Origin of the sequence: Klebsiella sp. Q11 (assembly GCF_964241505.1) — a bacterium.
GTDB lineage: Bacteria > Pseudomonadota > Gammaproteobacteria > Enterobacterales > Enterobacteriaceae > Klebsiella > Klebsiella michiganensis.
The window spans coordinates 1-24,973 of sequence record NZ_CAXSXW010000023.1; the positions used below are offsets into that span (position 1 = coordinate 1).

Sequence of the window (24,973 nt, forward strand, 5' to 3'; positions counted from 1 at the left end):
TGGTAAAGGAAAGACCCTGGAGATACCCCACAGCCCCGAAAAAGGGCCAGTCAGTTGCTTAACTGACTGGCATTACAACCTGCGTTGCCCTTTTGCTTTTATTTCGCGATACGTTTGTACTTAATACGCTTCGGCTCCAGCGCATCGGCGCCGAGGGTGCGTTTCTTGTACTCTTCGTATTCGGTAAAGTTACCTTCGAAGAACTCCACCTTACCTTCATCCTGGTAGTCCAGAATGTGGGTCGCGATGCGGTCGAGGAACCAGCGGTCGTGCGAGATAACCATCGCGCAGCCCGGGAACTCCAGCAGGGCGTTTTCCAGCGCGCGCAGGGTTTCGATATCCAGGTCGTTGGTGGGCTCATCGAGCAGCAGGACGTTACCGCCCACCTGCAGCAGCTTCGCCAGGTGCAGACGACCGCGCTCACCGCCGGACAGCTCGCCAACGCGCTTGCCCTGGTCAACGCCTTTGAAGTTAAAGCGGCCCACGTAGGCGCGGCTCGGCATCTCGGTGTTGCCAATCTTCATGATATCCAGCCCGCCGGAAACTTCTTCCCATACGGTTTTGCTGTTGTCCATCGCGTCGCGGAACTGATCGACGGAGGCCAGCTTGACGGTTTCACCCAGGGTGATTGAACCGGCATCAGGCTGTTCCTGACCGGACATCATGCGGAACAGGGTGGATTTACCCGCGCCGTTCGGGCCGATGATGCCGACGATAGCGCCTTTCGGTACCGAGAAGCTCAGGTCGTCAATCAGCAGACGGTCGCCGTAGGACTTACGCAGGTTGCTGACTTCAACCACTTTATCGCCCAGACGTGCGCCTGGCGGAATAAACAGTTCGTTAGTCTCGTTACGCTTCTGGTACTCGACGTTGTTAAGCTCTTCAAAGCGTGCCAGACGGGCTTTGCCCTTAGACTGACGGCCTTTCGCCCCCTGACGGACCCACTCCAGCTCTTTCTCGATTGACTTACGGCGCGCCGCTTCCTGAGAAGCTTCCTGCGCCAGACGCTGATCTTTCTGCTCCAGCCAGGAGGAGTAGTTGCCTTCCCACGGAATACCTTCGCCGCGGTCAAGCTCAAGGATCCAGCCGGCGACGTTATCGAGGAAGTAGCGGTCGTGGGTAATCGCCACGACGGTGCCTTCGAAATCGTGCAGGAAGCGTTCCAGCCACGCGACGGACTCTGCATCCAGGTGGTTAGTCGGTTCGTCGAGCAGCAGCATGTCTGGTTTTTCCAGCAGCAGGCGGCACAGCGCGACGCGGCGGCGCTCACCGCCGGACAGGTTGGCGATTTTCGCATCCCAGTCCGGCAGACGCAGGGCATCCGCCGCGCGCTCAAGCTGGACGTTCAGGTTATGGCCATCGTGCGCCTGGATAATCTCTTCGAACTTGCCCTGCTGAGCGGCGAGCTTGTCGAAGTCGGCATCCGGCTCCGCGTATTTGGCGTACACCTCATCCAGACCTTTCAGGGCGTTGACCACTTCGGCCACCGCTTCTTCAACCGACTCACGTACGGTCTGCTCCGGATTGAGCTGCGGCTCCTGCGGCAGATAGCCGATTTTCAGGCCCGGCTGCGGACGGGCTTCGCCTTCGATATCGGTATCGATGCCGGCCATGATGCGCAGCAGGGTAGACTTACCGGCGCCGTTCAGACCGAGAACGCCGATTTTTGCGCCAGGGAAAAAGCTCAGGGAGATATTTTTCAGAATATGACGTTTCGGCGGAACCACTTTGCCGACACGATGCATGGTATAAACGAATTGAGCCACGTTGGACTTCGCCTCTTTTATATACTCTTCATCCCTCAGGCTCGCTTGATGCAGCCAGAATGATTTTGAGTAGGGTAGTGAATAGTTTTCAAAGGCGAAGTGTAGCCTTTTTCGCGCTTTAATCCCAGCGAGGCGATGGGATTCACAAAAGCGTAAAAAAATGTCCGGGACGTGGCGCGATTCGCGTTGTCTGATTAGCATATCTACGTAATACCTGAAATTTTTGCCCGCGGCATGATGCTGCTGTGGTGTATCTGAATAGAGGAAGAGCTTGTGGAAAAAGCCAAAACTGTGACGTGGCGTCTTCTGGCCGCCGGCGTAAGTCTGCTGACGTTAAGCCAACTGGCGCATGCGGATTCACTGGATGAACAGCGCAGCCGCTATGCTCAAATTAAACAGGCGTGGGACAGTCGACAAATGGACGTCGTCAATCAGCTGATGCCCACCCTGACGACCTATCCGCTCTATCCTTATCTCCAGTACCGGCAGATTACCGACGATCTGATGAACCAGCCGGCGCTGGTGGTGACCAACTTTATCGCCGCCAACCCGACGCTGCCTCCCGCGCGCTCGCTGAAATCACGGTTCGTCAATGAACTGGCGCGCCGTAGCGACTGGCGCGGCCTGCTGGCCTTCAGTCCGGATAAGCCGACCGGCACCGAGGCGCAGTGCAATTACTACTATGCGAAGTGGAACGTCGGCCAGGCTCAGGAGGCCTGGGACGGCGCCAAAGCGCTGTGGCTGAGCGGCAAAAGTCAGCCAAACGCCTGTGATCAGCTGTTTGGCGCCTGGCGCGCCTCCGGCCAGCAGGATCCGCTGGCCTACCTTGAACGCATTCGCCTGGCGATGAAAGCGGGCAATACCAGCCTGGTGCGGGTCCTGGCCCAGCAGATGCCTGCCGATTATCAAACGATTTCGACGGCGGTCATCGCGCTGGCTAACGATCCCAATAGCGTGATGACGTTCGCCCGGACAACCGGCGCGACGGATTTTACCCGCCAGATGGCGGCGGTCGCGTTTGCCAGCGTTGCGCGGCAGGATGTGGAAAATGCGCGCCTGATGATCCCCTCATTAGCGCAGGCGCAGCAGCTCAATGAAGATCAGATTCAGGAGCTGCGGGACATCGTCGCCTGGCGCCTGATGGGCAGCGACGTGACCGAAGAGCAGGCCATCTGGCGCGACGATGCCATCATGCGTTCGCAATCCACCTCGCTGGTGGAGCGCCGGGTACGTATGGCGCTGGGTCTTGGGGACCGCCGGGGCCTGAACACCTGGCTGGCGCGCTTGCCGATGGAGGCGAAAGAGAAGGACGAATGGCGCTACTGGCAGGCCGATCTGCTGCTGGAGCGCGGGCGCGATGACGAAGCGAAAGATATTCTCCGCTCGCTGATGCAGCAGCGCGGCTTCTATCCGATGGTCGCCGCGCAGCGCCTTGGCGAGGAGTACAGGTTCCGCATCGATAAAGCGCCAGCGAATCTCGATCCGGCGCTGACCTCGGGGCCGGAAATGGCGCGGGTGCGCGAACTGATGTACTGGAATATGGATAACACCGCCCGCAGCGAGTGGGCCAATCTGGTCACCAGCAAGACCAAAGACCAGCAGGCGCAGCTGGCTCGTTACGCGTTTAATCAGAACTGGTGGGATCTCAGCGTCCAGGCCACCATCGCCGGTAAATTGTGGGATCAGCTGGAAGAGCGTTTCCCGCTGGCCTATAACGACCTCTTTACCCGCTATATCAGCGGTAAAGATATTCCGCAAAGCTACGCGATGGCCATTGCGCGTCAGGAGAGCGCCTGGAACCCGAAAGCCGGTTCACCGGTTGGCGCCCGCGGTCTGATGCAGATTATGCCGGGGACGGCAACGCATACGGTGAGCATGTTCAGTATCCCCGGCTATAGCGGTCCATCGCAGCTGCTCGATCCGGAAATGAACATCAACATTGGTACCAGCTATTTGCAATATGTTTATCAGCAGTTTGGCAATAACCGTATCTTCGCCTCCGCGGCCTACAACGCCGGTCCCGGGCGGGTGCGCACGTGGCGGGGCAACAGCGGCGGCCGCATTGACGCGGTGGCGTTTATTGAGAGCATTCCGTTCTCTGAAACGCGCGGCTACGTGAAAAACGTTTTGTCCTATGACGCCTACTATCGCTATTTTATGGGCCAGAAAGAGACGCTGCTGAGCGATGCGGAGTGGAAGCTGCGCTATTAATATCGCCGTCGTCGGGCAACATCGTATTTCGCGATGTTGCCCGAAATCCGTAGAGTCCGGACAGAAGTATGTTATGCTTTGTACTCGTTAGTGAGTACATTCGACAGGTGGCGTAACATGACCCAACAATCCCCCTATTCAGCGGCGGTGGCCGAACAGCGTCATCAGGAGTGGCTGCGTTTTGTTGCTCTCCTGCAGCAGGCGTACGCCGACGATCTCCATCTGCCGCTTTTACAGCTCATGCTGACGCCCGACGAGCGCGAGGCGCTGGGCACGCGGGTGCGTATTATTGAAGAGCTGCTGCGCGGCGAGATGAGCCAGCGCGAGCTGAAAAACGAGCTCGGCGCCGGGATCGCCACCATTACCCGCGGTTCGAACAGCCTGAAGTCAGCCCCGCCGGAGCTGCGTCTGTGGCTGGAGCAGGCGTTGATTAACGTTAACGATAAATAGCGTTATGAAACGGGCTTAGCGCCAGCACGACGGCCTGATGATAAACGCTGCTGCGCGTCAGTTTTCCGGCCGTAAATACGCCGATAGCGCCCTCTTTACGGCCAATTTCATCGATGCCGGTATACTGAGACATCACCGGCCCCAGCGCTTCTCCTGCCTGGACTTTTTCAAGAATGACCTGCGGCAGCGGCAGGGTCGCCGAGCGCGCTTCGCCGCGCAGGCTGCCGTTCTCGATCGTCACCCAGCTAAAGGTGCTGCCCTCATCGATGCCGGCTTCAATAGCGACCCAGAAGTCAGCATTGGGCTGCGCGCGACGCGCGTTAGCCACGCGGTTTCGTGCGCCAGCGCGCGTTTCGTCGCTGCCGAAAGGCTGTTCCGGCACGCCGCTCTCGACGGAGACGGACTCAATGTGGCAGGATCCTTCGCCGAAGATCTCGTTAAAAGCCTGCAGAATTGCCTGAATTTTGGCGGGATTAGTGGTAGCTGAGACAACATGGTGCATAATCAAAACAACTCAGAAATACTAAACATCATCGCAGTATACTCCAAATCATTCTTGTTGCAGGCGGCTATGCTTGTAGCTTAATGGTTAAGAGCTCATAACGGATAATAAAGCATGTTACAGGTATACCTTGTTCGCCACGGTGAAACGCAGTGGAACGCCGAGCGACGTATTCAGGGCCAGTCCGACAGTCCGCTTACCGCCCACGGTGAGCGTCAGGCCTGGCAGGTAGGCGAGCGCGCCAGAACGCTGGGGATTACGCATATTATCGCCAGCGATTTAGGCCGGACGCGGCGTACCGCAGAAATCATCGCTGAAGCCTGCGGATGCAGCGTCACGACCGATTCACGCTTGCGTGAGCTGGATATGGGCGTGCTGGAAAAGCGCCATATCGACTCGCTGAGCGAAGAAGAAGAGGGCTGGCGTCGACAGCTGGTTAACGGTACGCCCGACGGGCGCATCCCGCAGGGAGAGTCAATGCAGGAGCTGAGCGACCGTATGCACGCGGCGCTGACCTCTTGTCTGGAGCTGCCCGCAGGTAGCCGGCCGCTGCTGGTGAGCCACGGCATGGCGCTGGGGTGTCTGGTGAGTACGATTCTTGGCTTGCCCGCCTATGCGGAGCGTCGCCTGCGTCTGCGCAACTGCTCTATCTCTCGCGTTGACTATCAGCAAAGCCCCTGGCTGGCGTCGGGATGGGTCGTGGAAACCGCGGGGGATGTCTCGCATCTTGATGCCCCCGCGATGGATGAGCTACAGCGTTAACGACGAATCGGAATCAGGTATTCGCAGCGCAGCTGAATAGGCGGTTCCTGATTCCGGTTTTCATCTTCCGGGAAGAAGCGTTCGATATCCAGGCCCTTACGACGAGTGAGATTGAGCATCGGCATGCAGGTGCCGTAAACCGTCAGAATAAATTCCTGTAGCCCGGTGCCCAATCCTTCGTAGGTAAACATCACGTATTCGCCGCCTTCCAGCGTCACCGGGTGGGCGTTGTGCAGATGGCCGTTAGCCAGCTCCGGCGTCAGCGCGGTGGTGTAAAACACCTCCTGCTCATCGTCTTTATCGAGGCTCGGACGCGGCTCATGCAGGCCGTACAGCGTCGGAGGAATCGATGGCGTATTGGCGAGGAATTCACGCCAGAACTGCACGCGCATCTGATTACGGAAATCGGAGATCTCTTCCAGCTTGCAGGTATAGCTCTGGGTCACGCCGACCAGCTGAGTGGTGTTCAGCGTGACGAATTCGTACTGCGGCATGGTGAACTCGCCCAGGCGCAGCGGAGGACGCATACCGTAAGAGCTCCAGTCGGGGGAGCGTCGGTAAAGGGCTGGCGTCAACGAGAACTGTTTTTTAAATGCGCGAGTAAAAGTCTGCTGCGAGTCAAAGCGATACTGCAGCGCAATATCGAGAATCGGACGCGCGGTCAGGCGTAGGGCAACCGCTGACTTAGATAAGCGACGGGCGCGAATATAGGCACCAATGGCATGGCCGGTCACGTCCTTGAACATTCTTTGCAGATGCCACTTGGAATAGCCCGCCTTCGCTGCCACATTGTCCAGTGAGAGTGGCTGATCCAGGTGACCTTCCAGCCAGCTAAGGAGATCGCGAATAATCCCTGCTTGATCCATAAAATATCCCCATCCTTAAACTCAGGTGCCTGATACTAAAGGTAGCGGATAATAGCATTTTTTGATGTTTTAGCATTCAGTGTTTTTTTTGCTTTTAAATGCGATTCTTCCAGAAGTATCGGTGGTAATTTTGTAAAGCTGTGATCTATAAAACTTTTCTGCTTAATGTGTGATAATCACTCAGCTAAATTTTTAAGAATGGTAACAATATGAAATACAAGAAGTTAGTGGCAGGTATGCTTTTACTGGCGGGGTCTCAGATGGCGCAGGCGGAGCAAATTGGCTCTGTGGATACCGTGTTTAAGTTCCTTGGGCCGGATCATAAAATTGTCGTAGAGGCCTTTGACGACCCGGATGTACAAAACGTGACGTGCTACATCAGCCGGGCGAAAACCGGGGGAATTAAAGGCGGGTTAGGGCTGGCGGAAGATACCTCTGATGCCGCGATCTCCTGTCAGCAGGTGGGGCCGATTGAGCTGACGGATAAAATCAAAAACGGTAAAACGCAGGGCGATGTCGTGTTCCAGAAACGCACCTCGCTGGTATTTAAAAAGCTGCAGGTGGTACGCTTTTACGATGCCAAACGCAATGCGCTGGTCTATCTGACCTATTCGGATAAAATCGTCGATGGCTCGCCGAAGAACGCGATTAGCGCGGTGCCGATTATGCCATGGAATAAATAACAGGGAACGCCGATGCAACAACCGCGGATCTGGTTGGTGGAAGATGAGATGAGCATCGCCGATACGCTCGTCTACCAGCTGCAGCAGGAAGGATTTATCGTTACGGCGTTCGAGCGCGGGCTGCCGGCGCTCGATGCGGCACATCACCACCAACCCGACCTGGCGATTCTCGACGTCGGGCTGCCGGATATCAGCGGGTTTGAGCTCTGTCGGCGGCTGCTTGCCCGCTACCCGGCGCTGCCGGTGCTGTTCCTGACGGCCCGCAGCGAAGAGGTGGATAAGCTGCTTGGCCTGGAAATCGGCGCTGATGACTATATTGCCAAGCCATTTTCCCCTCGTGAAGTTTGCGCCAGAGTTCGCACCGTTCTGCGGCGGCTGCAGAAGTTCGCCGCCCCTCCACCGCTCTTGCATGTGGGGGAGTTCACATTGAACGACGCCGCGGCTCGGGTCACCTGGTGCGGTCAGAGCCTGAATCTGACCCGCTATGAGTTTTTATTATTAAAAACGCTACTGCACTCTCCGGGGCGTATTTTTTCCCGCCAGCAACTGATGGAGCAGGTATGGGGCGATGCGAACGAGAGCTTCGATCGTACCGTGGATACTCATATCAAAACGCTGCGCGCTAAGCTGCGAGAAGTGAACCCTGACATCTCCCCCATCAATACGCACCGCGGCATGGGATACAGCCTTGGAGGCTTCTGATGCGCATCGGTATGCGGCTGCTGATGGGCTACTTTTTGATTGTGGCGATCGCGGCCTGGTTTGTGCTTTCCATCTTCGTTCAGGAGATTAAACCCGGGGTCCGGCGGGCAACCGAAGGGACGCTGATTGATACGGCTACCCTGCTTGCCGAGCTGGCCCGCGAGGATTTACTCTCCGCCGATCCCCAGCACGGGCGCCTGGCCCAGGCTTTTCAAACGCTGCATCGCCAGCCGATCAACGCCAACATTGCCGGCATTAATAAAGTTCGCAATGAATATCACGTCTATATGACCGATGCGCAGGGCAAGGTGGTGTTTGATTCTGCGGGCAGTGCGCTGGGGCAAGACTACTCGCGCTGGAACGATGTCTGGCTCACTTTACGCGGGCAATACGGCGCGCGCAGCACGCGCAGCGATCCGAACGATGATAACAGCTCGGTGATGTATATTGCCGCGCCGGTGACTGACAGCGGCCGAATCATTGGCGTGCTAAGCGTCGGGAAACCCAATCTGGCCATGGCGCCGGTCATTAAACGCAGCGAGCGGCGTATTCTGTGGGCCGGCGGGGCGCTGCTGGGGATCGCGCTCCTGATAGGCGCTGCGATGGTATGGTGGATTAACTTTTCCATCGGCAAGCTGGTTCGCTACGCGGACTCCGTGACCGCCGATCGTCCGGTTCCGCTGCCGAATCTGGGCGGCAGCGAACTGCGTAAGCTGGCGCAGGCGCTGGAGAGTATGCGCCTTAAGCTTGAAGGTAAAAACGCCATTGAAAACTATATTTATGCGCTGACCCATGAGCTGAAGAGCCCGCTGGCGGCGATTCGCGGCGCGGCAGAAATTCTCCGTGAGGCTCCTCCGCCTGAGGTCGCCGCCCGTTTTACCCGTAATATTCTGGCGCAGAACGCGCGAATGCAGTCGCTGGTGGAAAATTTGCTTCAGCAGGCCCGGCTGGAGAACCGGCTGGAGATCGCCCGACGTCCCGTCCCCGTCGCTGAGCTATTTCATCGCCTGGCCGAGGAGCGCGAGATCGCGCTGGCGGCGAAAAAAGTGACGCTGCGCTGGCAGGATACGCCTCTGATGGTTGAAGGCGATCGGGAGCTTCTGGCGCAGGCGTTGGGTAATCTCCTTGATAATGCTATCGATTTCACGCCTTCCGCAGGTGAAATCCTGCTTGGGGCGGAAGAGCGTGATGGCGGCGTGCTGTTAACCGTATGCGATACGGGATGCGGCATTCCCGACTACGCCCTGGGGCGTATTTTTGAACGTTTCTATTCCCTGCCTCGTGAAAATGGGCAAAAAAGCAGTGGCCTGGGGCTGGCGTTTGTTCGTGAAGTCGCGCGCCTGCATCAGGGGGATATCCAGCTGGTTAATCGCCCTGAAGGCGGCGCGTGCGCTTTGCTGACACTTCACGCTCACTTCACATAGCTTCAAAGTCTCCCCACACGGCCCCTTTAAGGTGAGCGCATCACTAAGGAGAGGGCTATGTTGAAATCACCACTATTCTGGAAAATGAGTACCCTGCTGGGGTGCATTTTACTGTTGTCGATCCCGCTGATGCTGGTCCGGCAGCTGATCGTTGAACGCGCGGACTATCGTAGCGACGTGGTTGACGCGCTGGAGAGCAGCACCAGCGGATCGCAGAAACTGGCCGGACCGCTGATTGCCATTCCGGTGACTGAGACGCTAACGCGGGTTGAGGGAACGAAAACGGTAGAATATCAAACCCAATGGGTACACTACTGGCTGCCGGAGACGCTGGCGGTCACCGGTAATCAGGATGTTGAATCCCGGCGAATCGGTATCTATGAGGGGCAGATCTGGCACAATAATCTCAGCGTCAAAGCGCATTTTGAACCTTCGCGCATCAAGGCGCTCAGGAAGCAGACGATTACGCTGGGCAGACCGTTTCTGGTCGTCAGCGTCAGCGATGCGCGCGGTATTGGCGAGATTAAGTCACCAGAGCTCAATGGCGAGAGGCTACCCGTTGAGCCTGGGCCGGGTCTCGACGATAGCGGAGAGGGCATTCATATGCCGATGCCGCTGTTACTCCCTGAACAAAAAGGGCTGGATATTGAATTCACGCTCAATCTGAATGGCAGCGGCAGCTTCTCGGTGGTTCCGCTTGGGCGCAACAGTACCTTACAGCTTGCCGGCAACTGGCCGCACCCGGGTTTCCTTGGCGACTTTTTACCTGCAAAGCGGAAAGTCAGCCCAACAAGCTATAGCGCCCAGTGGCAAAGCACCTGGTTTGCCAACAATATGGCGAAGTTTTTTGTTGAGGGTCGGCAGATTGAGTGGCGTCAGTTGCCCGCTTTCAACGTGAATGTCACCACGCCCGCCGATCAATATCAGCTGACCGATCGGGCGACAAAATATGCCGTTCTGTTGATAACGCTGACGTTTATGGCATTTTTTGTTTTTGAAAGCTTAACGCGGTATCGCATGCACCCCATGCAGTATCTGCTGGTGGGGCTGTCGCTGGTCATGTTCTATCTGGTGCTGCTGGCGCTGTCCGAACATATCGGTTTTACGGCATCGTGGATTGCCGCCAGTTTGATCGGCGCGCTTATCAATGGCGTGTATCTTCAGGCGGTGCTGAAAGGGTGGCGTAACAGTTTACTGTTCGTCTGTGCGCTACTGCTGCTGGACGGCGTCATGTGGATGCTGTTGCGATCGGAAGATAGCGCATTGCTGCTGGGGACCGGCGTATTGCTGCTGGCGTTAAGTGCGCTGATGTTCCTGACCCGCCACGTTGACTGGTACGCGTTATCTCTGCCGAAGGCAAAAGGTGAGCTGCCGGACGCTGGTCAGGATGACGATAAGCTCAGGATCTGGAAATAAAAAAAACGGCGCGAATTGCGCCGTTTTTACGTTATGACAGCAAGAAAAACGGTGTTATTCCTGCAGGTCGCCACAGAAGCGGTACCCCTCGCCATGGATGGTGGCGATAATTTCCGGGGTGTCCGGAGTGGATTCAAAATGCTTACGAATGCGACGGATGGTCACGTCCACGGTACGGTCGTGCGGCTTCAGCTCACGGCCGGTCATTTTCTTCAGCAGTTCCGCACGCGACTGGATTTTGCCTGGATTTTCGCAGAAGTGCAGCATGGCGCGGAATTCACTGCGCGGCAGCTTGTACTGCTCACCATTGGGGCTTACCAGCGAGCGGCTATTGATATCCAGCTCCCAGCCGTTGAACTTATAGCTTTCCACGCTACGGCGCTCTTCGCTCACGGTACCCAGGTTCATGGTACGGGAGAGCAGGTTGCGCGCGCGGATCGTCAGTTCACGTGGGTTGAACGGTTTAGTGATATAATCATCGGCGCCAATTTCGAGGCCAAGGATTTTATCCACTTCGTTATCGCGGCCGGTGAGGAACATCAGCGCGACGTCCGCCTGCTCACGCAGTTCGCGTGCTAGCAGGAGACCATTTTTACCCGGCAGGTTGATATCCATGATCACCAGGTTGATATCATTTTCAGACAGGATCTGATGCATTTCCGCGCCATCGGTCGCTTCGAATACATCATAACCTTCTGCTTCGAAAATACTTTTTAACGTGTTGCGTGTTACCAACTCGTCTTCAACGATAAGAATGTGCGGGGTCTGCATGTTTGCTACCTAAATTGCCAACTAAATCGAAACAGGAAGTACCAAAGTCCCTGACCTGCCTGGTGCATGTCGCAAATTAACATGCCCGGCGTAACATGACTAAAGTACGTAATTGCGTTCTTGATGCACTTTCCATCAACGTCAACAACATCATTAGCTTGGTCGTGGGTACTTTCCCTCTGGACCCGACGGTGTCAAAAACGGCTGTCATCCTAACCATTTTAACAGCAACATAACAGGCTAAGTGAGGCATGACACCCAATAAAACTACGCTTCGTTGACATATATCAAGTTCAATTGTAGCACGTTAACAGTCTTGTGAAATCATTGCATCTAAACGGGATTCATCTTCACAATTTATACTTCGCTCAATTAGTTGCAATGAGAAAATAATAAACGCGGTGAATCCAAAGCCTCAAAACGTACTCGGACGTAAATTTCATTGCCAAACATACGGATAAAGCCGTTCTGTTAACATACTCTGTGTCATGGTGCCTTGGGAATAGTTTAGTTTTTTTTATGGGTGATAAAGCTCAAATTTAGTGATTTTTGTTGCAAATTTGTAAATTCACGGCGCGTAAAATGAGGGAAAAAATCGTTATTCCCACCGCCTAAAAGGTAAAAGAGAAACCGAATGCGTTTATCAATTGTATTAGTGTCCCCGGCTCGGGCGGAAAACGTCGGGGCGGCAGCCAGAGCGATGAAAACCATGGGGTTTAGCGACATGCGTATCGTCGATAGCGAGGCGCATTTGCAGCCCGCCGCGCGCTGGGTCGCGCACGGTTCTGGCGATATCCTCGATAATATCAACACTTATGCCACGCTGGAGCAGGCGCTGCACGATGTTGATTTCACCGTGGCCACGACCGCCCGCAGCCGGGCGCGTTTCCACTACTACGCGACGCCGCAGCAGCTCCTGCCGCTGCTGGAAGAAAAAGCGCAGTGGATGCATCATGCCGCGCTGGTGTTTGGTCGGGAAGATTCTGGTCTGACGAATGAAGAGCTGGCCCTTGCCGATGTGTTGACCGGTGTGCCGATGGCGGCTGACTATCCTTCGCTAAACCTGGGGCAGTCGGTGATGGTCTATTGCTATCAGCTGTCCTCATTGCTGCAGCAGGCCCCGTCAACCTCCGCCGACGCAGATGATAATCAGCTGCAGGCGTTACGCCTGCGAACGCGCGATCTGCTTAACCGCCTCGGCGCGGGTGACGATGTAAAACTGTCCGACTGGCTGGAGCAGCGGATAGGACTTTTGCAGCAGCGAGACACCGCGATGCTGCATCGTTTACTGCACGATATTGAAAAAAACCTCCCAGGGTAAAATGCTGTCATATTATTTTCATATGGTCTTATGTGCTAATTATTGGCGTCTGGATGCGTAAATCCGGATGAATTGTCAGGTTGCTATGGCGTATTGGCCAGGTGTGAAAAAAAGGGTTAAAAGTAGAAATTCGTTGACTTAAGTCGACAGATACTTTAACCAATATAGGCACAGGACACAGACAGATAAAAATTACAGAGTACACAACATCCATGAATCGCATCGGCATGATCACCACGATTATCACCACCACTATTACCACAGGTAACGGTGCGGGCTGACGCGTACAGGAAACACAGAAAAAAGCCCGCACCTGAACAGTGCGGGCTTTTTTTTCGATAAAAAATCAAGGGGTCATAACCATGCGTGTGTTGAAGTTCGGCGGTACATCAGTGGCAAATGCAGAACGTTTTCTGCGTGTTGCCGATATTCTGGAGAGTAATGCCAGGCAGGGGCAGGTAGCGACCGTACTGTCTGCCCCGGCGAAGATCACTAACCATCTGGTTGCGATGATCGAAAAAACCATTGGCGGGCAGGATGCGCTGACCAATATCGCTGATGCCGAACGCATTTTCGCCGAACTTCTGCAAGGCCTCGCCGATGCCCAGCCGGGCTTTCCGCACGCTCAGTTGAAAATGTTTGTCGAGCAGGAGTTTGCGCAAATCAAACACGTCCTGCACGGTATTAGCCTGCTCGGACAGTGCCCGGATAGCGTCAATGCGTCTCTGATCTGCCGGGGAGAAAAGCTCTCCATCGCTATTATGGCCGGCTTACTGGAAGCGCGCGGTCATAACGTCACGGTGATTAATCCGGTTGAAAAACTGCTTGCCGTTGGCCATTACCTCGAATCCACCGTGGATATCGCCGAGTCGACCCGCCGCGTTGCCGCCAGCCAGATCCCGGCTGACCATATGGTGCTGATGGCGGGCTTCACCGCCGGTAACGAAAAGGGCGAACTGGTGGTGCTGGGCCGTAACGGCTCTGACTACTCCGCAGCCGTGCTGGCCGCCTGCCTGCGCGCCGACTGCTGTGAAATCTGGACCGACGTTGACGGCGTTTATACCTGCGACCCGCGGCAGGTGCCGGATGCGCGTTTGCTGAAGTCGATGTCCTATCAGGAAGCGATGGAGCTCTCCTACTTCGGCGCCAAAGTTTTGCACCCGCGTACTATCGCCCCCATCGCCCAGTTCCAGATCCCCTGTTTAATTAAAAATACCGGCAATCCGCAGGCGCCGGGTACGCTTATCGGCGGCAGCAGCGATGAAGACGATCTGCCGGTGAAAGGTATCTCTAATCTCAACAATATGGCGATGTTCAACGTCTCCGGGCCGGGGATGAAGGGGATGGTTGGCATGGCGGCGCGCGTGTTCGCCACTATGTCCCGCGCGGGAATCTCCGTTGTTCTTATCACCCAGTCCTCTTCCGAATACAGCATCAGCTTCTGCGTGCCGCAGAGCGATTGCGCTCGGGCGAAGCGGGTAATGGAAGATGAATTTTATCTGGAGCTGAAAGAGGGGCTGCTTGAGCCGCTGTCGATCATGGAACGCCTGGCGATTATTTCGGTTGTCGGCGATGGTATGCGTACCCTGCGCGGGATTTCCGCTAAATTCTTCGCTGCGCTGGCGCGCGCCAATATCAACATTGTGGCTATTGCCCAGGGTTCTTCCGAGCGCTCTATTTCCGTTGTCGTGAGCAACGATGATGCGACCACCGGCGTTCGCGTGACCCACCAGATGCTGTTCAATACCGATCAGGTGATTGAAGTGTTTGTCATTGGCATCGGCGGCGTCGGCGGCGCGCTGATCGAACAGATCAAGCGCCAGCAGAGCTGGTTGAAGAGTAAACATATCGACCTCCGCGTTTGCGGGGTGGCTAACTCGCGCGCCTTGCTGACCAACGTACACGGCCTGAACCTTGAACACTGGCGCGATGAGCTGGCGGAAGCCAAAGAGGCGTTCAACCTGGGACGACTTATTCGTCTGGTGAAAGAGTACCATCTGCTGAACCCGGTGATTGTCGACTGTACCTCCAGCCAGGCGGTGGCCGATCAGTACGCCGATTTCCTGCGCGAAGGTTTCCACGTGGTAACGCCGAACAAAAAGGCCAATACCTCATCGCTGGATTACTATCATCAGCTGCGTCATGCCGCGAGCAGCTCACGACGTAAGTTTTTATACGATACCAACGTCGGCGCGGGGCTGCCGGTAATCGAAAACCTGCAAAATCTGCTGAACGCCGGCGATGAGCTGCTGCGCTTCTCCGGTATTCTGTCCGGCTCGCTGTCATTTATCTTCGGTAAGCTGGACGAAGGCGTAAGCTTCTCTGCGGCGACGAAGCTGGCGCGTGAAATGGGCTATACCGAACCGGATCCGCGCGACGATCTTTCCGGCGTGGATGTCGCGCGTAAGCTACTGATCCTCGCGCGTGAAACCGGGCGCGAACTGGAGCTGTCTGACATTATCGTAGAGCCGGCGCTACCGGCGGGTTTTGACGCCAGCGGCGATGTCGACAGCTTTATGGCTCGCCTGCCTTCTCTGGATGACGAGTTTGCCTCGCGGGTCTCAAAAGCGCGCGATGAAGGTAAGGTCTTGCGCTATGTCGGTAATATCGAAGAGGATGGCACCTGCCGCGTGAAAATCGCCGCGGTTGATGGAAACGATCCGCTGTTTAAAGTGAAAAACGGCGAGAATGCGCTGGCGTTCTACAGCCACTATTACCAGCCGCTGCCGCTGGTGCTGCGCGGTTATGGTGCGGGTAACGATGTGACGGCAGCTGGCGTTTTCGCCGACCTGCTGCGTACCCTGTCATGGAAGTTAGGAGTTTAAGATGGTCAAAGTATATGCCCCGGCTTCCAGTGCTAATATGAGCGTCGGGTTTGACGTGCTGGGCGCGGCGGTAACGCCGGTTGACGGCACGCTGCTGGGGGACAATGTCTCGGTTGAGGCGGCGACGAGCTTTAGCCTGCAAAACGTGGGTCGCTTCGCCAGCAAACTGCCGACGGCGCCGCAGGAAAATATCGTCTATCAATGCTGGGAGCGTTTCTGCCAGGAGATTGGCAAGAAGGTACCGGTGGCGATGACCCTGGAAAAAAACATGCCGATTGGTTCCGGCCTGGGTTCCAGCGCCTGTTCCGTCGTCGCCGCGCTGGTCGCGATGAACGAGTTCTGCGGCAAGCCGCTCAATGAGAGCCGAATGCTGGCGCTGATGGGCGAGATGGAAGGGCGGATTTCCGGCAGTATCCATTACGATAACGTCGCGCCGTGCTATCTGGGCGGGATACAATTGATGCTTGAGGAAAACGGCATCATCAGCCAGCAGATCCCGGCCTTCGACGAGTGGCTGTGGGTGTTGGCCTATCCGGGTATTAAGGTCTCCACCGCGGAAGCGCGGGCAATTTTGCCGGCGCAGTATCGCCGTCAGGACTGTATTGCCCACGGTCGTCATCTGGCGGGCTTTATTCACGCCTGCTACTCCCGTCAGCCTCAGCTGGCGGCGAAGTTGATGAAAGATGTGATTGCCGAACCGTATCGTACCAAACTACTGCCGGGCTTCAGCGAAGCGCGTCAGGCAGCAATGGAAATTGGCGCGCAGGCGTGCGGCATTTCCGGTTCCGGTCCAACGTTGTTTGCATTATGCGATAAACCGGAAACCGCGCAGCGCGTCGCCGACTGGCTGGCTACGCACTATCTGCAAAATCAGGAAGGCTTCGTTCATATTTGCCGGCTGGACACGGCGGGCGCTCGAGTAGTGGGATAACCAATGAAACTCTATAACTTAAAAGATCATAACGAACAGGTCAGCTTTGCGCAGGCCGTCACGCAGGGGCTTGGCAAGCATCAGGGGCTTTTCTTCCCGCACGATCTGCCGGAATTCAGCCTGACTGAAATCGACGAGATGCTGAAGCAGGACTTTGTGTCGCGTAGCGCAAAAATCCTGTCGGCATTTATCGGCGATGAGATCCCGCAGGGCGTTCTGCAAGAGCGCATCGGCAACGCCTTTACCTTCCCGGCCCCGGTCAGCAAAGTGCAGGACGACGTCGGCTGCCTCGAACTGTTCCACGGCCCGACTCTGGCGTTTAAAGACTTCGGCGGCCGCTTTATGGCGCAGATGCTCACCCATATCGCAGGCGACAAACCGGTCACTATTCTGACGGCCACCTCCGGGGACACCGGTGCGGCGGTTGCGCACGCGTTTTATGGCCTGCCAAACGTCAAAGTGGTGATTCTCTATCCGCGCGGCAAAATCAGCCCGCTGCAGGAAAAGCTGTTCTGCACCCTCGGCGGTAACATTGAAACTGTGGCAATCGACGGCGACTTTGACGCCTGCCAGGCGCTGGTTAAACAGGCCTTTGATGATGAAGAGCTGAAAGCTGCGCTGGGTCTTAACTCGGCTAACTCAATCAATATCAGCCGCCTGCTGGCGCAGATTTGCTATTACTTTGAAGCCGTGGCTCAGCTGCCTCAGGAAGCCCGTAACCAGCTGGTTATCTCGGTACCCAGCGGTAACTTTGGCGATCTGACCGCCGGCCTGCTGGCCAAATCTCTGGGTCTGCCAATCAAACGCTTTATTGCGGCGACTAACGCCAACGACACCGTGCCGCGCTTCCTGCAGGACGGTAACTGGTCGCCGAAAGCAACCCAGGCCACGCTGTCTAACGCCATGGACGTCAGCCAGCCGAACAACTGGCCGCGCGTGGAAGAGCTGTTCCGTCGTAAAATCTGGCGCCTGAACGAGCTCGGCTACGCGGCGGTGGATGATGAAACCACCAAAGAGACCATGCGTGAGCTGAAGGCTATCGGCTATACCTCAGAACCGCATGCGGCGATTGCTTATCGCGCGCTGCGCGACCAGCTGCAGGCGGGTGAGTACGGCCTGTTCCTCGGCACGGCGCATCCGGCGAAGTTTAAAGAGAGCGTGGAAGAGATTCTGCAAGAGACGCTGCCGCTGCCGAAAGAGCTGGCCGATCGTGCCGATCTGCCGCTGCTGTCGCATAATCTGCCGGCCGATTTTGCCGCGCTGCGTAAGCTGATGATGGGCTAAGTCTGAATCAGCGCTTCCCTGCTGCGTGATTGGCGGCAGGGAAGCGGTTTTTTTATTGCTCGTGGCGTTTAAAGACCAGCTCTCCGTTACCCGAAGCGTCGGCGTCAAAGAAATAACCTTCGCTATCAAAGCGGGTCAGCTGCTCCGGCTTCGTTAAGCGATTCTCAATGATGTAACGACTCATCAAGCCGCGCGCTTTTTTAGCGTAGAAGCTGATCACTTTAAACTTACCGTTTTTCTCATCAAGGAATACCGGCTTAATCAGCTGGCCCTCAAGCCGTTTGGGTTTCACCGACCTGAAGTACTCATCAGAGGCCAGATTTACCACGATATCGTCGCCCTGGGCTTTCAACGCCTGATTCAGCTTATCGGTAATAACGTCTCCCCAATACTGATACAGATCTTTGCCTTTCGCGTTCTCAAGCTTAATCCCCATCTCCAGACGATAGGGCTGCATCAGATCCAGCGGGCGCAGAACGCCGTACAGGCCGGAAAGCATCCGCAGATGCTGCTGGGCAAAATCGAAATCGGCTTCGCTAAAGGTCTCTGCCCGCAGGCCGGTATAGACATCACCCTTAAACGCCAGGATCGCCTGACGGGCGTTGTCCGGGGTGAAGTCTGGCTGCCAGTCGTGAAAGCGGGTCGCGTTCAGGTCAGCCAGCTTGTCGCTGATGCCCATCAGTTTACCAATCTGCGGTGCCGACAGCTGACGGGCAATGCCGATAAGCTCCTGAGAGTGTTCCAGTAGCTCTGGCTGGGTATAACGCGTCGTTGCCAGCGGGCTTTGATAATCGAGCGTTTTTGCAGGTGAAATCAGAATGAGCATATCCAGTCCTTACAGGAAATTTTTGACGACTTTAGCAAAAAAACGTCATGAGAGGATCGATAGCTGCGATTGCCGCGCTATTCGCGCGGCAGGTTGTCCCATGTTCCCGGTACCAGCTGCTGATGAATTTCAGGGTAGCGGGTGACGTCAAATTCCGGCCGCTGGCCCAGCTTCCGCTGTCGCAGATAATCGCTGGCAATGATCCGCACCGTCGGCGACAGCAGCAGGATAGCCGTCAGGTTAGTTATAGCCATCAGCGCCATGATGATATCCGCCATCTGCCAGACCACCGGTAGGCTGACCATCGCGCCGGTGACGACCATACACAGCGTGAGCAGACGCAGCAGCCAGATGTTACGCAGGCTATCCATGCGGAGAAAAATGAGATTATTTTCGGCATAGATATAGTTTGCGACGATCGAACTGAAGGCGAACAGCAGCACGATAAAAGCGACAAAGCTGGAACCCCAGTCGCCGACGAGGTTGCTCATCGAATGCTGGATAGCCTGAATGCCGCTTGCCGCTTCTTCGTTGCCGTCTCGCGGCGCCAGCATGATGATCACTGCGCTGGCGGTACAGATCACGATGGTATCAATAAAGACGCCAATCATTTGTACGATCCCCTGCGCCGCGGGATGAGGGGGCCAGGAGGCGGCAGCGGCGGCGGAATTTGGCGTCGAACCCATACCCGCTTCATTGGAAAACATCCCGCGCTGAAAGCCGCTGGTGAGCGCCTGGCTGATGGTGTAGCCCACCGCGCCCGCAGCGGCCTCTTGCCAGCCGAAAGCGCAGCGGAAAATGATTTCAAAAATCGTCGGCAGGGCGGTGATATGCCACAGGCCGATAATCAGGCTGGTCAGCACCCACAATAAAGCCATAAGCGGCACGAGCCACTGCATCAGCCGCGCTACGCCGCGAATCCCGCGAACGATGACCAGCAGGGTCAGCGCCGCCAGGACGCCGCCGGTGATAACATCGGGTAAACGAAACGCATACTCCATGGCATGGGCAACGGAGTTGGCTTGTACGGTATTAAAGATGACGCCGTAGGCCAGCAGGAGAAGAATAGAAAACAGCACGCCCATCCAGCGCATGCCGAGTCCCCGGGCCATATACCAGGCCGGGCCACCGCGAAAGTGCCCGCGGGAGTCGCGCTCTTTATAAAGCTGCGCGAGAGAACATTCGGCGAAACTGCTGGCCATGCCGAGCAGCGCCGAGACCCACATCCAGAAAACGGCGCCGGGGCCACCTGCGGCAATGGCCAGCGCCACGCCTGCCATATTGCCGCTGCCCACGCGGGCCGCCAGACTCATACAGAGCGCCTGAAAAGAGGTTAACCCGCCGGGCTGCGGCTGAAGGCTCTTTTTCAGACTTCTGCTAAACTGGCGGATATAACGGAACTGAATATATTTTGTTCGCCAGGTAAACCAGACGCCAGCGCCCAGTAACAGATAAATCATTACCGAGCCCCAGAGTATTTCATTGATAAACGACAGAAAATCAGGCATCAAGCATCCTCTTGCCCATATCGGTGCGCGAGTGTAAGCGCTACCAATCCAGTGACAATCCTTTAGTGTTCAGGGAATTAATTGGCCCAGTTTATCACACTCTGCGCTCATGCATTGTAGGCGGTTGCGCTGCCCCGGCAGCGTGTTATCATCTTGGCAGACCGGTTACATCCCCTTAACTGCTGTTTAAGAGAAACACTATCATGACGGATAAATTGACTTCTCTGCGTCAGTACACCACTGTCGTAGCTGATACCGGAGATATCGCGGCAATGAAGCTGTATCAGCCTCAGGACGCCACGACTAACCCTTCTTTGATTCTCGGCGCGGCTCAGATCCCTGAGTACCGTAAGCTGATTGATGACGCCGTTGCCTGGGCTCGCGGCCAGAGCAGCGACCGCGCGCAGCAGATTATCGATGCTTCCGATAAGCTGGCGGTGAACATTGGTCTCGAAATTCTTAAGCTGATCCCTGGCCGTATTTCCACCGAAGTTGATGCTCGCCTGTCCTATGACACCGAGGCTTCTATCGCCAAAGCTAAGCGCCTCATCAAACTGTACAACGATGCTGGTATCGGCAACGATCGCATTCTGATTAAACTGGCTTCTACCTGGCAGGGCATTCGCGCCGCTGAGCAGCTGGAAAAAGAAGGCATCAACTGTAACCTGACGCTGCTGTTTTCCTTCGCTCAGGCGCGTGCCTGTGCGGAAGCGGGCGTATTCCTGATTTCTCCGTTCGTTGGTCGTATCCTCGACTGGTACAAAGCCAACACCGATAAGAAAGAGTACGCGCCGGCAGAAGATCCGGGCGTGGTGTCCGTAAGCGAAATCTACGAATACTACAAACAGCACGGTTACGAAACGGTGGTTATGGGCGCAAGCTTCCGTAACCTCGGCGAGATCCTCGAACTGGCCGGCTGTGACCGTCTGACTATCGCTCCTGCGCTGCTGAAAGAGCTGGCGGAAAGCGAAGGCGCCATCGAGCGCAAACTGGCCTTCAGCGGCGAAGTTAAAGCGCGTCCGGCGCGTATCACCGAATCTGAATTCCTGTGGCAGCACAACCAGGATCCGATGGCGGTAGATAAACTGGCGGAAGGCATCCGCAAGTTTGCGATCGACCAGGAAAAACTGGAAAAAATGATCGGCGATCTGCTGTAATCCCCCATGTGGCCGGCGTCCGTCGGCCACATTAAACTGTCTGCCTTGCTCCCCTCGGTGTATTATTCTGTCTATTAATACTGTTTGAACGGAATAATCATGAACACCTTACGAATCGGCTTAGTTTCCATTTCCGATCGCGCCTCCAGCGGCGTCTATCAGGATAAAGGCATTCCCGCGCTTGAAGCGTGGCTGGCCCGTGCGCTCTCCACGCCTTTCGAATTGCAAACCCGCTTGATCCCGGATGAACAGGTTATTATCGAGCAAACCCTATGTGAACTGGTCGATGAAATGGGCTGCCATCTGGTCCTGACTACAGGCGGCACGGGCCCGGCCCGCCGTGATGTCACCCCGGATGCGACGCTGGCGATTGCCGATCGGGTGATGCCCGGCTTTGGTGAGCAAATGCGCCAGGTGAGCCTGCACTTTGTGCCGACGGCCATTCTGTCTCGTCAGGTTGGCGTTATCCGCAAGCAGGCGCTGATCCTTAACCTGCCCGGGCAGCCAAAGGCGATTGAGGAAACGCTGGAAGGTGTGAAAGATGCGGAAGGTAACGTGCTGGTGCACGGCGTTTTCGCGAGTGTACCGTATTGTGTACAGCTGCTTGAGGGGCCTTACGTGGAAACAAACGGCGAAGTAGTAGCAGCTTTCCGTCCTAAAAGCGCCAGGCGTGAAACATTATCCTGAATTTACCGTATTCCTGATATAACCTGCATCACCAGTGGTGTGTTGTTTTATTTACGATATAGTGTTTTTTACTTTACACCGTGCGTAGAATATCTTCATACCTCTGGATGATTGCCCGTTATGTCACACTACACCCGACCTCTGAATCGACAGGATTATAAAACGCTGACGCTGGCCGCCCTCGGCGGCGCGCTGGAGTTTTACGATTTCATTATCTTTGTCTTCTTCGCCGCCGTTGTCGGCGAGCTATTTTTCCCGGCCGATATCCCGGAATGGCTGCGCCAGGTGCAGACCTTCGGCATTTTTGCGGCGGGCTATTTAGCTCGTCCTCTTGGCGGCATCATTATGGCCCATTTTGGCGATCTGGTCGGGCGTAAGAAGATGTTTACCCTGAGTATTTTACTGATGGCGCTGCCTACGCTGGCGATTGGCCTGCTGCCCACCTACGCGTCGGTAGGCATCGTGGCGCCGCTTTTGCTGCTGCTTATGCGCATTCTTCAGGGGGCGGCGATTGGCGGTGAAGTCCCCGGCGCCTGGGTCTTTGTGGCGGAGCATGTACCGGAAAAAAGAATAGGTATCGCCTGCGGTACGCTGACCGCTGGCCTGACGGTGGGGATATTACTGGGGTCGGTCGTCGCGACGCTGATTAATACTCATCTGACTCCTCAGGGTATCCACGATGGCGGCTGGCGTATTCCGTTCCTGTTAGGCGGCGCGTTTGGTCTTGTCGCCATGTATCTGCGCCGTTGGCTCCAGGAGACGCCGATTTTCCTCGAAATGCAGCAGCGTAAAGCGTTAGCGCAGGAGCTGCCGGTTAAAGCCGTCGCGCTGAAGCATCAGAAAGCGGTGGTGGTCTCAATGCTGCTGACCTGGCTTTTATCCGCCGGCGTGGTGGTGGTGATCCTGATGTCGCCGGTCTGGCTGCAAAAGCACTACGGTTTTGCCCCCGCAATCACCCTGCAGGCGAACAGTATTGCCACTATCATGCTGTGTATCGGCTGCCTGCTGGCAGGGCTGGCCGCTGACCGTTTTGGCGCCAGCCGCACGTTTATTGTCGGCAGCGTATTCCTCGCGGCGGCAAGCTGGGCGTTCTATCATCTTTCCGGCGATAGCCCGCAGCGCCTGTTCCTGCTTTACGGTGCGGTGGGGCTGTGCGTCGGCGTGGTCGGGGCGGTTCCGTATGTGATGGTGCGCGCGTTCCCGGCTGAAGTGCGTTTTACCGGTATCTCATTCTCTTATAACGTCTCTTACGCCATCTTTGGCGGTCTGACGCCGATTGCGGTGACCATGCTGATGGGCGTTTCGCCGATGGCGCCCGCGTGGTACGTGCTGGCACTGTCGTTGATGGGATTGGGGCTGGGGATCTGGCTGCGCCAGGGGCTGGAACAACAGGTCGCTGCGCCGAAAGCTGAACTGCAGCGCCTGCCGTAAATCGATAGGGCTCACGTCGCCGCTCGCGAGCGGCGACGTTAATTAATGCTTTTCGCCGATTGGCAGAACGGTGCGGCCAAACTGCTCGTTCAGCACTTCACCCATCGCCAGATAGATGGCGCTAGCGCCACAGACCAGACCGACCCAGCCCGCAATCTTAACGATGCCTTCGTTATCAGCCAGGTGACCAATCGCCAGCAGCGCGAACAGCATGGTCAGACTGAGGAAAACAAACTGCAGCATACGCGCGGCTTTCAGGGTGCCAAAGAACATAAACAGGGTAAAAACGCCCCATAGTCCCAGGTACATACCGAGGAAGTGCGCGTTGGGTGCTTCTGCAAGGCCCATTTTCGGCATCAGAAGAATAGCAACCAGCGTCAGCCAAAAAGCGCCGTAAGACGTGAATGCGGTTAAACCAAAGGTGTTGCCTTTTTTAAACTCCAGCAGGCCGGCAAAAATCTGCGCAATGCCGCCGTAAAAAATGCCCATCGCCAGGATAGCTACATCAAACGCGAACAGGCCGCTATTTGCCAGGTTAAGCAGAATAGTGGTCATGCCGAAGCCCATAAGGCCCAGCGGTGCCGGATTAGCCAACTTAGTGTTGCCCATAATTCCTCAAAATAATGATTAGAAAGGGAAGCATTCCCCGTCTCTCAGCGACGGGGCGCGGCATAATAATTAGGCGCTGCGAAACTGTCTATGATCTGGCGGGGTATTTTTCACCAATTTCATTTTTCACCTGATAAAGACTGGTCATTTGCCGTAAACAGGCAATATGCAGTACGGCCGGGATGGTCACGCGATAAGCGCTGCCGCTCACGGCTTTGACGCCATTAAACGCGGCGCCGAGGGGGCCGCCAAGCCCCGCGCCGCGAACCAGACCGTGGCCGATGACGCTAACCGCGGCGTGCGTGCGCAGGATCTTCGCCAGCCGGATTTCCAGAAGGTGGTTGACGCCCTGCGCCAGCTTATTTGTCTGCAGCAGATGGGGAAGTAATGCTTTATGGTCGTTGACCCGACACTCAACGGCAGTGAAGAAGTCAGCTTTCTGCCGATCGTCCATCTTCTTCCAGCTGTGTTCAAGGAAGTGCTCCAGAAGATGCTGTTCTATTTCCGGCGTAGAGGTGTGCTTATCGGCTTTGATTTTTAGCCGCTTGCAAACATCCAGCAAAATTTCCCGGTAGAACTTTCCGTGACGACGCAGCGTGTTGGCGATGCTGTCGCCGCCGAAGTGCTGGAGCTCGCCGGCAATGAGCTGCCAGTTGCGACGATAGCGTTCGGGATGCCCTGCCATCGCCTGGAAAGTTTGATTACGTAATAGCGTACTTGAAAGGCGCGGCTTTCCATTCTCATTGTGGGTCAGAATTCGGGTGAATGTTTCCAGATGCTCTTCGCTACAGCGATGAAGAAAAGAGAGGTCTTCATCATCCAGATAATTAATTTTCATAAA

Annotated in this window: 24 protein-coding genes and 1 other annotated feature; of the genes, 16 read left to right on the top strand and 8 right to left on the bottom strand. The window is 56.0% G+C overall.

Annotation, left to right across the window (positions count from 1 at the left end; all coding sequences use genetic code 11):
* Positions 1–98: 98 nt before the first annotated feature.
* Positions 99–1,766 carry an energy-dependent translational throttle protein EttA gene (ettA, locus tag ACESQ2_RS26875; RefSeq protein WP_014227837.1) on the bottom strand — a complete coding sequence of 556 codons (1,668 nt, stop codon included), beginning with the start codon at positions 1,764–1,766 and terminating at the stop codon, positions 99–101.
* A gap of 273 nt (positions 1,767–2,039) precedes the next feature.
* Here ettA and sltY point away from each other — a divergent pair, with 273 nt between their 5' ends.
* A complete protein-coding gene (gene sltY / locus ACESQ2_RS26880; RefSeq protein WP_014227838.1) occupies positions 2,040–3,977 on the top strand; it encodes a murein transglycosylase in 1,938 nt (645 codons plus the stop codon).
* 117 nt (positions 3,978–4,094) lie between these two features.
* Positions 4,095–4,427 (top strand): trp operon repressor, encoded by a 333-nt coding sequence (gene trpR, locus ACESQ2_RS26885; RefSeq protein ID WP_004098417.1) that lies wholly within the window; start codon positions 4,095–4,097, stop codon positions 4,425–4,427.
* Here the strand turns inward: trpR and yjjX are convergent.
* Entirely contained in the window at positions 4,414–4,929 is a 516-nt protein-coding gene (gene yjjX, locus ACESQ2_RS26890) for an inosine/xanthosine triphosphatase (RefSeq protein ID WP_134897128.1), read from the bottom strand. The two genes, trpR and yjjX, sit on opposite strands and share 14 nt — an antisense overlap.
* 114 nt (positions 4,930–5,043) lie before the next feature.
* On the opposite strand from yjjX, the gene gpmB reads away from it, so the two are divergent.
* Complete coding sequence (gene gpmB / locus ACESQ2_RS26895; RefSeq protein ID WP_046878148.1) at positions 5,044–5,691, top strand: 2,3-diphosphoglycerate-dependent phosphoglycerate mutase GpmB; 648 nt, start codon at positions 5,044–5,046, stop codon at positions 5,689–5,691.
* Here gpmB and robA read toward each other — a convergent pair.
* On the bottom strand, positions 5,688–6,557 hold the full coding sequence (robA, locus tag ACESQ2_RS26900) for an MDR efflux pump AcrAB transcriptional activator RobA (RefSeq protein ID WP_014227841.1): 870 nt from the start codon (positions 6,555–6,557) through the stop codon (positions 5,688–5,690). The two genes, gpmB and robA, sit on opposite strands and share 4 nt — an antisense overlap.
* A gap of 209 nt (positions 6,558–6,766) precedes the next feature.
* On the opposite strand from robA, the gene creA reads away from it, so the two are divergent.
* From creA to creD, 4 genes are read left to right on the top strand one after another with little or no spacing between them, the layout of a single operon-like run.
* The gene (creA, locus tag ACESQ2_RS26905; RefSeq protein WP_004098425.1) at positions 6,767–7,240 is read left to right on the top strand and encodes a protein CreA; all 474 of its coding nucleotides are present in this window, start codon (positions 6,767–6,769) and stop codon (positions 7,238–7,240) included.
* Between the two features lie 12 nt (positions 7,241–7,252).
* A complete protein-coding gene (gene creB, locus ACESQ2_RS26910; protein WP_373171562.1) occupies positions 7,253–7,942 on the top strand; it encodes a two-component system response regulator CreB in 690 nt (229 codons plus the stop codon).
* On the top strand, positions 7,942–9,366 hold the full coding sequence (gene creC / locus ACESQ2_RS26915) for a two-component system sensor histidine kinase CreC (protein WP_014227844.1): 1,425 nt from the start codon (positions 7,942–7,944) through the stop codon (positions 9,364–9,366). The genes creB and creC overlap by 1 nt, the downstream gene beginning before the upstream one ends.
* 57 nt (positions 9,367–9,423) lie before the next feature.
* Positions 9,424–10,782 (top strand): cell envelope integrity protein CreD, encoded by a 1,359-nt coding sequence (creD, locus tag ACESQ2_RS26920; RefSeq protein ID WP_046878146.1) that lies wholly within the window; start codon positions 9,424–9,426, stop codon positions 10,780–10,782.
* A gap of 54 nt (positions 10,783–10,836) precedes the next feature.
* Here creD and arcA read toward each other — a convergent pair whose 3' ends face one another.
* On the bottom strand, positions 10,837–11,553 hold the full coding sequence (arcA, locus tag ACESQ2_RS26925) for a two-component system response regulator ArcA (protein ID WP_002887843.1): 717 nt from the start codon (positions 11,551–11,553) through the stop codon (positions 10,837–10,839).
* A gap of 95 nt (positions 11,554–11,648) precedes the next feature.
* Here arcA and yjjY point away from each other — a divergent pair, with 95 nt between their 5' ends.
* The 6 genes from yjjY (at position 11,649) to thrC (ending at position 17,914) form a co-directional block, all read left to right on the top strand.
* The gene (gene yjjY / locus ACESQ2_RS26930) at positions 11,649–11,789 is read left to right on the top strand and encodes a protein YjjY (RefSeq protein ID WP_001541509.1); all 141 of its coding nucleotides are present in this window, start codon (positions 11,649–11,651) and stop codon (positions 11,787–11,789) included.
* 398 nt (positions 11,790–12,187) lie between these two features.
* Entirely contained in the window at positions 12,188–12,874 is a 687-nt protein-coding gene (locus ACESQ2_RS26935) for a tRNA/rRNA methyltransferase (RefSeq protein ID WP_025106860.1), read from the top strand.
* A 212-nt stretch (positions 12,875–13,086) separates the two neighbouring features.
* Complete coding sequence (gene thrL / locus ACESQ2_RS26940) at positions 13,087–13,155, top strand: thr operon leader peptide (protein WP_004222578.1); 69 nt, start codon at positions 13,087–13,089, stop codon at positions 13,153–13,155.
* Positions 13,094–13,211: a sequence feature (Thr leader region), on the top strand. Its footprint overlaps the gene before it by 62 nt.
* Positions 13,212–13,236: 25 nt before the next feature.
* Entirely contained in the window at positions 13,237–15,699 is a 2,463-nt protein-coding gene (gene thrA, locus ACESQ2_RS26945; protein ID WP_116280477.1) for a bifunctional aspartate kinase/homoserine dehydrogenase I, read from the top strand.
* A gap of 1 nt (position 15,700) precedes the next feature.
* Entirely contained in the window at positions 15,701–16,630 is a 930-nt protein-coding gene (gene thrB, locus ACESQ2_RS26950; RefSeq protein ID WP_004128739.1) for a homoserine kinase, read from the top strand.
* Positions 16,631–16,633: 3 nt separating this feature from the next.
* Positions 16,634–17,914 (top strand): threonine synthase, encoded by a 1,281-nt coding sequence (thrC, locus tag ACESQ2_RS26955; RefSeq protein WP_373171563.1) that lies wholly within the window; start codon positions 16,634–16,636, stop codon positions 17,912–17,914.
* A gap of 52 nt (positions 17,915–17,966) precedes the next feature.
* Here the strand turns inward: thrC and yaaA are convergent, their stop codons facing one another.
* Both yaaA and ACESQ2_RS26965 read right to left on the bottom strand, forming a co-directional pair.
* Complete coding sequence (gene yaaA / locus ACESQ2_RS26960; protein WP_004098454.1) at positions 17,967–18,740, bottom strand: peroxide stress protein YaaA; 774 nt, start codon at positions 18,738–18,740, stop codon at positions 17,967–17,969.
* 77 nt (positions 18,741–18,817) lie between these two features.
* Positions 18,818–20,248 carry a sodium:alanine symporter family protein gene (locus tag ACESQ2_RS26965; RefSeq protein WP_049069364.1) on the bottom strand — a complete coding sequence of 477 codons (1,431 nt, stop codon included), beginning with the start codon at positions 20,246–20,248 and terminating at the stop codon, positions 18,818–18,820.
* Between the two features lie 203 nt (positions 20,249–20,451).
* Here ACESQ2_RS26965 and tal point away from each other — a divergent pair, with 203 nt between their 5' ends.
* The 3 genes from tal (at position 20,452) to ACESQ2_RS26980 (ending at position 23,523) form a co-directional block, all read left to right on the top strand.
* Positions 20,452–21,405 carry a transaldolase gene (gene tal, locus ACESQ2_RS26970; RefSeq protein ID WP_004098458.1) on the top strand — a complete coding sequence of 318 codons (954 nt, stop codon included), beginning with the start codon at positions 20,452–20,454 and terminating at the stop codon, positions 21,403–21,405.
* 99 nt (positions 21,406–21,504) lie between these two features.
* On the top strand, positions 21,505–22,092 hold the full coding sequence (gene mog, locus ACESQ2_RS26975) for a molybdopterin adenylyltransferase (RefSeq protein ID WP_004098459.1): 588 nt from the start codon (positions 21,505–21,507) through the stop codon (positions 22,090–22,092).
* Between the two features lie 120 nt (positions 22,093–22,212).
* The gene (locus tag ACESQ2_RS26980; protein WP_014227850.1) at positions 22,213–23,523 is read left to right on the top strand and encodes an MFS transporter; all 1,311 of its coding nucleotides are present in this window, start codon (positions 22,213–22,215) and stop codon (positions 23,521–23,523) included.
* Between the two features lie 42 nt (positions 23,524–23,565).
* Here ACESQ2_RS26980 and satP read toward each other — a convergent pair whose 3' ends face one another.
* Both satP and msyB read right to left on the bottom strand, forming a co-directional pair.
* Entirely contained in the window at positions 23,566–24,132 is a 567-nt protein-coding gene (gene satP, locus ACESQ2_RS26985) for an acetate uptake transporter (RefSeq protein ID WP_373171564.1), read from the bottom strand.
* 88 nt (positions 24,133–24,220) lie between these two features.
* The gene (msyB, locus tag ACESQ2_RS26990) at positions 24,221–24,970 is read right to left on the bottom strand and encodes an acidic protein MsyB (RefSeq protein WP_049082063.1); all 750 of its coding nucleotides are present in this window, start codon (positions 24,968–24,970) and stop codon (positions 24,221–24,223) included.
* Between the last annotated feature and the right edge of the window lie 3 nt (positions 24,971–24,973).